General features: G+C 31.5%; 7 protein-coding genes. 6 read left to right on the top strand and 1 reads right to left on the bottom strand.

The window, feature by feature from the left end:
• Positions 1-58: 58 nt before the first annotated feature.
• Positions 59-676 carry an HD domain-containing protein gene (locus tag EZH24_RS04865; protein ID WP_137997997.1) on the bottom strand — a complete coding sequence of 206 codons (618 nt, stop codon included), beginning with the start codon at positions 674-676 and terminating at the stop codon, positions 59-61.
• A gap of 258 nt (positions 677-934) precedes the next feature.
• Here EZH24_RS04865 and EZH24_RS04860 point away from each other — a divergent pair, with 258 nt between their 5' ends.
• The 6 genes from EZH24_RS04860 to EZH24_RS04835 all read left to right on the top strand — a co-directional run.
• Positions 935-2,050 (top strand): MGDG synthase family glycosyltransferase, encoded by a 1,116-nt coding sequence (locus EZH24_RS04860; protein WP_137997995.1) that lies wholly within the window; start codon positions 935-937, stop codon positions 2,048-2,050.
• Positions 2,051-2,917: a DNA adenine methylase gene (locus tag EZH24_RS04855; protein WP_137997994.1), complete on the top strand. Its 867-nt coding sequence runs from the start codon at positions 2,051-2,053 to the stop codon at positions 2,915-2,917.
• Between the two features lie 71 nt (positions 2,918-2,988).
• Positions 2,989-3,174 carry a hypothetical protein gene (locus EZH24_RS04850; protein WP_137997993.1) on the top strand — a complete coding sequence of 62 codons (186 nt, stop codon included), beginning with the start codon at positions 2,989-2,991 and terminating at the stop codon, positions 3,172-3,174.
• A gap of 90 nt (positions 3,175-3,264) precedes the next feature.
• Positions 3,265-4,560 carry an ABC transporter permease gene (locus tag EZH24_RS04845; RefSeq protein WP_137997996.1) on the top strand — a complete coding sequence of 432 codons (1,296 nt, stop codon included), beginning with the start codon at positions 3,265-3,267 and terminating at the stop codon, positions 4,558-4,560.
• The gene (locus tag EZH24_RS04840) at positions 4,553-5,233 is read left to right on the top strand and encodes an ABC transporter ATP-binding protein (RefSeq protein ID WP_137997992.1); all 681 of its coding nucleotides are present in this window, start codon (positions 4,553-4,555) and stop codon (positions 5,231-5,233) included. Before EZH24_RS04845 ends, EZH24_RS04840 begins: the two co-directional genes overlap by 8 nt.
• Positions 5,234-5,298: 65 nt before the next feature.
• Positions 5,299-7,208: ABC transporter ATP-binding protein (locus tag EZH24_RS04835; protein WP_137997991.1), on the top strand; the 1,910-nt coding region annotated here is incomplete at its 3' end.

Genomic DNA, 7,208 nt, shown 5'->3' with positions numbered 1-7,208 from the left:
ACCGTTTCTTTGATAAATTAGAAAATTTGTATATTTATTAATTAGAAAAAATTTAATTTTAATAAAATATGCTTTCCGTTATATTTGGAAGCAATTTATAAATCGAAATTCCTATTTTATTTTCAAAATATTTCTTTATATCGAATATCTTTTTCCATCTTAAAGAACTATGTTTAAAAGTTCCGTATCTTATCGCCACATCGATAAATCTTTTTTCCAAAATACAAAATCCGTTTGTCATGGCAAGCGAATCGCATAATTGAACAAGCAAATCGTAATCGTCATATTTTGCGCTTTTTATAAATTCTTTCATGAAATTATAATCTTCTTCGCTCATATCGAATTCTCCAATCGCCGTTTCAATATCTTGTATCATAAAAGCATGACTTATGCAAATTTGAGCCAATTTTTCCCAACCGTAATTTATGCAATATTTATAGCCGTCTATTAAATGTTTTTCGGATGTTATTCCAGCATATCTGCCAATATCATGCAAAAGTCCGTAAATGTATGCCTTTTCTTCGTCCAAATCTTCGCATTTTTCGGCGATTATTTTGCAGGCTTTCGCTACATATTTTGAATGTTCCACCCAAGCCGTTGGGTTAGATTTGTAAGCCTTATTCAATTCGTATTCGGCTCTTTCGATATTTAAAATATTGTTACTTAAATCGAGCATGAATATAATTTTAATTTCATTTGATAAAAAATCAAGTTTTAAAATTCGTATAGTTGTTGTCATTGCGAGCGATGGCGTGGCAATCTATTTTTGAAATTGCGCTTTTATTATAACAAATGGCTTTCCACAGAGACGCAGGGCGAATGACATACATTTTTTGTTTTATATGCGGTTCAAATATTCCATAATTGACAAAAGATTTTCGTTTAAGTATAATATAAAAAATTTTTAATAATAAATTTTGATAAAGGTTTTTATATGAAAAAGATATTAATTATATCTTCCGAATATACGGGACATGGACATAAAAGCGTTCATACGGCTTTGATGCAGTCGTTTGAAAAATTATATAAAGAAAAAATCGAATGCAAGGTTATAAACGGTTTCACTTTGGGCGGAGCGGAATTTATAGCGGCGGAGCGACTTTACAACACTTGCGTAAAATATTTTCCTAATTTATGGAATAAGATTTTTAGATTTTCTTTTAAGAATAAAGATTTTCTAAATAAAAATAATTCTTTCAGCATAAAAAGAAGATTTTTGAAAATTATTAAAGAATATAAACCTGATTTGATTATAAATGTTCATCCTTTGTTTAGCGGAAGTTTGCTTAATATAATAGAAAAGAAAAAATTGAATATCAAATTTTTCATAATAATCACCGATTTAATAACTATCACGAGAATTTGGTTCGACAATAGAGCTGATAAAATTATAAGTCCTTCAAAAGAGGCTTCCGAATATATGATAAAAAATGGAATCGACAAAGAAAAAATAATGACTTTCGGACTTCCCGTGCGCGAAGGATTCAAACCAGCTGTGGATTCAAAAGAAAAAATAAGAGAGAAAACTAATATAAACGGAAAATTGAAAATTTTGATTCTTAATAACTCCGAAAAAAATAAAAGGCTTATTTATATAATAAAAAAATTGTATGAAAGATTTAATTGCGAAGTTACTATAGTTTGCGGAAGAAATAAAAAAACTTTCGATAAAACCACAAACTTTTTTTCTTCAAAAAGCTACGCTCCGACAATAATCGGATACACTCAAGAATTGCCGAAGTTATTTGTAGAAAACGATATATTGATAACGAGAGCGGGACCGACAGCTATAATAGAAGCGATTAATTGCCTAATTCCCGTTATTTCAATGGGAGCTTTGCCCGGGCAGGAAGAAGAAAATCCGATATATCTTCAACAAAACGGTTTGGGTTATAGCGCAGATACAACGGACGATATTTTTGATAAAATAGACGCTCTTTTGGAAAACAACCGAGAAAATTTGATTAAAATCAGAGAAAATCAATTCGATTATTACGGCAGAAATGTTAGAGAGAAAATAGTTAATTACATAGCGGAAAGTATTTTATAAATGACAAATTTAAAAAAATTTAATTTTAGTGCTAGTGCTAAACCTTTCGTAAAATGGGCGGGCGGAAAAAATGGATTAATAAATTCTTTAATGCCGTTTATTCCAAAAAATTTTAATTCTTATTTCGAGCCTTTTGTCGGAGGCGGAGCTTTATTTTTTTATCTTAAAAATCATAAAATATTAAATTCTAAAAAAATATATCTTAACGATAAAAATTTTGAATTAATCAACGCTTATAAACAAATAAAAATTAATCCGAACAAACTTTTGGAAGAATTGGAAATTTTGAAGATAAATCATAATAAAGAATATTTTTATAGAATTCGTAATCTTGATAGGAATGCAAATTTTTATTCTTTAAGCGAAGTTTTTCGAGCGGCGAGATTTATTTATCTTAATAAAACCTGCTTTAACGGACTTTGCCGATATAATGCGAAAGGAAATTTTAATACTCCAATGGGAAGTTATAAAAATCCTAAAATCTACGATAGAGAATTGATTTTTTCCGTCAATAAAGCCTTAAAAAATGTGAATATAACGAATAAAGATTTTGAAGCGGTATCGTTGAAAGCCAGAAAATACGATTTCATATATTTCGACCCGCCTTATTTTCCGCTTAATAAAACTTCAAGTTTTGTTGGCTATACCGATAATTTTTTGGCAAACGAACAAATAAGACTTTACGAATTATTTAAAACGCTTGATTTTGAAGGAGTAAAAGTTTTACAAAGCAATTCAAATACCGATTTTATAAAAGAATTATATAAAGACTTTGAAATAATAGAAGTCCGTTCAAAAAGGGCGATAAATTGCAAAGGCGACAAAAGAGGATGTATAACTAGTCTTATTATAAAGGGAAACTATTAAATTAACTTATTTAAAAAATTGAATATTTTTTATATAGTTTTTATATTAATTTTTATTTTAGGAGAAATTAAATGAGTAAAATAGAAAATTCAAAAAGACCAATTATACAATCAAGCGGCTATAATGGAAAAGAGCCAACTCGTATTTGCCCTAATTGCAAAGAAGAAAAACCTTTAAGCGATTTTGGATTTAGAAATATGGGAGATGTAAATATAAGAAATCAATCTTGGTGTAAAAAATGCAGAGGAAAAAGTTGATAAAAATATTTGCATAGTAATTTATATTTATATATAATATTAAACTAAATTAAAACTAAAAATCAAGGAGCTATTTTGAGATTAGAATTAATGCTCGGTATAAGATACCTAAAGGCTAAAAAGAAATTTTCATTCGTTTCGATTATTACGGTAATATGCATATTGGGAATTTTAGTCGGCGATATGGTAATGATAACGGTTTTATCGGTAATGAACGGTTTTCAGGACGATATAAGAGATAAAATACTCGGAATGAGGGCGCATATAAATATCAGCGCTTACTCGGACCAGCCGCTAACCGATTATAATTATGTAATTGACAATATAAAAGACAATAAGGAAATAACGAGTTTATATCCTTATATAGTTTTGCCATGCATAATGCGAACTTACAGCTTTACCACTTTAATAACCGTTCGTTCTTTTGAAGACAATATATTTTCAACGGATAAAGATTTTATTAAATATTTCAGTTTTATAGAAGGAAATAATAAATCTATGGCAAGCAACGAGGCGCTTATCGGTTCGGAAATGGCTTTCGATTACGCGCTTTCGGTTGGAGATACGATAGATATCGTTTCGGCTTCAGGCAGTTTTGAAAAAGGATTTCGTCCTCAAAAAAACACTTTCACTATAAAAGGAATATACAAAACGGGTTATTACGAATACGACAGCAGAATGGTAATCGTTCCTTTGAAAACTGGACAGGCTATGGTTGGATACGATAACGCCGTCACGGGAATCGCCGTTAAAGTGAGAAATTTTTTTAACGCGGATAAAGTGGCAAGAGATTTGGATTTGGCTTTGAAAGAATTTTATAATGTTATGCCTTGGATGTTATTCGACAGAAATTTTTTTCAGGCGCTTCAAACGGAAAAATTAATGTTGGGTTTAATACTTTCATTCATTATATTGATAGCGGCTTTGAATATTGCTTCGAGTCAAATAATTTTCGTAAAAGATAAAAGAAGAGATATTGCTATAATAAAAACTTTGGGATTAAAACCTTCGAATGTTGCGCAAGTTTTCTTTTTGGAAGGAGCGATTATAGGAGCGATTGGAACTATATTTGGAGTTATTTTCGGAATACTGCTTGCAAATTATGTAAACGAGACTTTGGAAGCGATTAGATATGTTTCGCAATTTATAGTCAATATTATTTGGTTTATTCCTTCTCATATAAGCTCTTCGATAACCGTTCCGATTGTTCCAGATTTTTTCCCTTCAGATATTTATTATGTGAGCGGAGGACTTCCTTCGATAATACATATTAATCAAGTGATTATGGTAGGTTCGATTTCATTTTTGCTTTCTGTTATTTTCGCCATTATTCCCGCGTATATAGCGAGCAAATATAAGCCAGCGGAGGTATTAAGGTATGAATGAAGCGTTGATAAATATAGAAAATCTTTCAAAAACTTATATCGGTCCTCCGAAAGTGGAAGTTCTTAAATCTCTAAATTTGAAAGTATATAAAAACGAAATACTAGCGATAACGGGAGAATCGGGAAGCGGTAAAACGACTCTTTTAAATCTAATCGGCGGAATCGACAATATAACGGACGGAATAGTAAATATTGACGGAAATAATATTCATAAAATGAACGAAGGACAACTCGCTCATTTTAGAAATAGTTCGCTCGGTTATGTTTTTCAGTTTCATAATTTGCTTGGAGAATTTAGCGCCGTAGAAAATGTAATGATTCCAGCTTTAATGCTTAAATATCATAAAAAACTTGCAAGAGAAAAAGCGGAAAATCTGCTTGAAACTGTCGGATTAAAAGACAGAATAGAACATAGAATTGGAGAACTTTCGGGCGGAGAAGCGCAGAGAGTGGCGATTGCGAGGGCTTTAATAAATAATCCGAAATTGATTTTGGCTGACGAGCCTACGGGAAATTTGGATAAAAAAAACGCCGAAATAGTGCGAGAGCTTTTATGGAATATGACTAAAAAAACAAAAGCCTCTTTAATAATAGTGACTCATTCAAATTCCATAGCGAATATGGCGGATAGAAAATTAAAACTCGAATACGGAGAGAATCTGTCCGAATATTGAAATATTTAATATAAAGATATAAAATTGATTATGTAAATTTTACAAATAAATTAGGAATAATTGCAATGATAAAAAAAATAAAAGAATTTTTTAAAAAAGAAAATAAACCTTTCGATTACGGCGCGGTAACCGAAGAACATTTAAAAAAATATTACGGCAAAGTCGAACCTCATCCTTATAAAAGAATATTATCTTACGCGATGAGGCATAAGAAATTATTTATACCTTCTTTCACAATAAGCATATTTTATACGATTATAAATATACTTCCTCCTTTTTTCGGACAGATGGCTATTGCGATTACGGGCGGAAAAAGAGTCGATATATTGGATAAAATTCCTTTCGTTAATGAACTTTCCAATATAAGCACAAAACAGATAGCGGAACATTTTTTATCGGCGGATTCTTTGGTTAATCCCGTTATAATAGCTCAATTCGCTTTTATTATATTTATAGGATTTTTCTATGTTATTTTTAGAGTGTCTTTCGATTATATAAAAACTTTTCTTTTTTCTTTTACTTCGCAGGAAATAGGAAAGGATGTTCGCACGGATATGTTAAGAGGTTTAATGAATACCGATATTGCCTATTATAAACAGGAAAAAGAAGGAGATATAATAAGCAAGATTTTAAATGAATCTTCGACTATAGAAAATTTTATATCTGGAACTTTGCCTAATCTTATAACCGTTCCTCTAACTTTAATATTGACTCTATGCGCGTTATTAATTTTAAATGTTAAACTTACATTGGCATGTTTTATCGCAGCTCCATTAATAGCTTTTGGAATAAATTTTGTATCGAAACTTATAAAGACGAGAGTGACGGCTCAACAGAATTTATTAGGAAATATAACCTCCGTAGTGCAAGAAGATATAAGAGGAATAGAAGTTATAAAAATATTTTCCAAAGAGGAAGAAGAAGTCGACAGATATAAAAACGCTTACGCGGATTATATTAAATTGGTTAGAAAAATGTCTTTGCTACAAGCTTTGAATAGACCGATGACGGAACTTGTAATGATAGTGGCGATGCTTACCATATTGGCTTACGGCGGATATTTAATTTTTATCGGAGAGATGCCGTTTGAATTTTTATGGGGATTTTTGCTTTATATGTTGAATATTTCCTCTCCCGTTAGAGATTTATCGGGAATATTTATAAATTTGCAAATGACTAAAGGAATATCTCAAAGAGTTTTTCAAATAATGGATTTGCCAGCGGAAAATGTCGACGATAAAACCAAAAAAGAAATGAAACCTATCGAAAGCTCGATAACTTTTGAAAATGTGCATTTTGAATATCCTAAAAGAAGCGACACTCAACCTTTTCATTTGGGACCCGTTAATGTGAGCGTAAAAAAAGGAGATGTCGTGGCTTTCGTTGGAAATTCTGGCGGAGGAAAAACTACGCTTATAAGTTTGCTTCCAAAATTATTTTCTCCAACCGAAGGAGTCATAAGATTTGACGGAATCAATATCGAAGAATTGAATACGAGAAGTTTAAGAAATCAAATAGGAGTAGTTTCGCAGGAGAATATATTATTTTACGGAACGGTTAGAGAAAATATTTTATACGCCAACAGAAACGCGAACGATGAGGATTTAATCAGAGCGGCGCAAATAGCTCATGCGGACGAGTTTATAGTAAAACTTCCGAACGGCTACGACACTCATATAGGACCGAGAGGAATAATGCTTTCTGGCGGACAGAGACAACGAATTGCTTTGGCGCGCGCGGTTTTGAAAAAGCCTTCTATACTTATACTTGACGAGGCTACAAGCGCTTTGGATACGGAAAGCGAAATGTATGTTCAAAGAGCCTTAAACGAAATCATTAATTTACAGACTACTTTCGTAATCGCTCATAGATTGTCGACTATAAAAACGGCGACTTATATTTGCGTAGTCGAAAACGGAAAGATTATAGAATCGGGAACTCATGAAGAATTGATGAAAAGAGGCGGTAAGTATCA

Origin of the sequence: Brachyspira catarrhinii, assembly GCF_005518285.1 — a bacterium.
In the GTDB taxonomy this organism is placed as follows: domain Bacteria; phylum Spirochaetota; class Brachyspiria; order Brachyspirales; family Brachyspiraceae; genus Brachyspira; species Brachyspira catarrhinii.
Note: the sequence above shows the minus strand (reverse complement) of the source record. Positions and strands in the feature narration are given on the sequence as shown.

What these genes read in the sequence shown, in the direction of transcription:
- EZH24_RS04865 (WP_137997997.1), bottom strand. Translation starts at nt 676, where the DNA reads ATGCTCGATTTAAGTAACAATATTTTAAATATCGAAAGAGCCGAATAC.
- EZH24_RS04860 (WP_137997995.1), top strand. Translation starts at nt 935, where the DNA reads ATGAAAAAGATATTAATTATATCTTCCGAATATACGGGACATGGACAT.
- EZH24_RS04855 (WP_137997994.1), top strand. Translation starts at nt 2,051, where the DNA reads ATGACAAATTTAAAAAAATTTAATTTTAGTGCTAGTGCTAAACCTTTC.
- EZH24_RS04850 (WP_137997993.1), top strand. Translation starts at nt 2,989, where the DNA reads ATGAGTAAAATAGAAAATTCAAAAAGACCAATTATACAATCAAGCGGC.
- EZH24_RS04845 (WP_137997996.1), top strand. Translation starts at nt 3,265, where the DNA reads ATGCTCGGTATAAGATACCTAAAGGCTAAAAAGAAATTTTCATTCGTT.
- EZH24_RS04840 (WP_137997992.1), top strand. Translation starts at nt 4,553, where the DNA reads ATGAATGAAGCGTTGATAAATATAGAAAATCTTTCAAAAACTTATATC.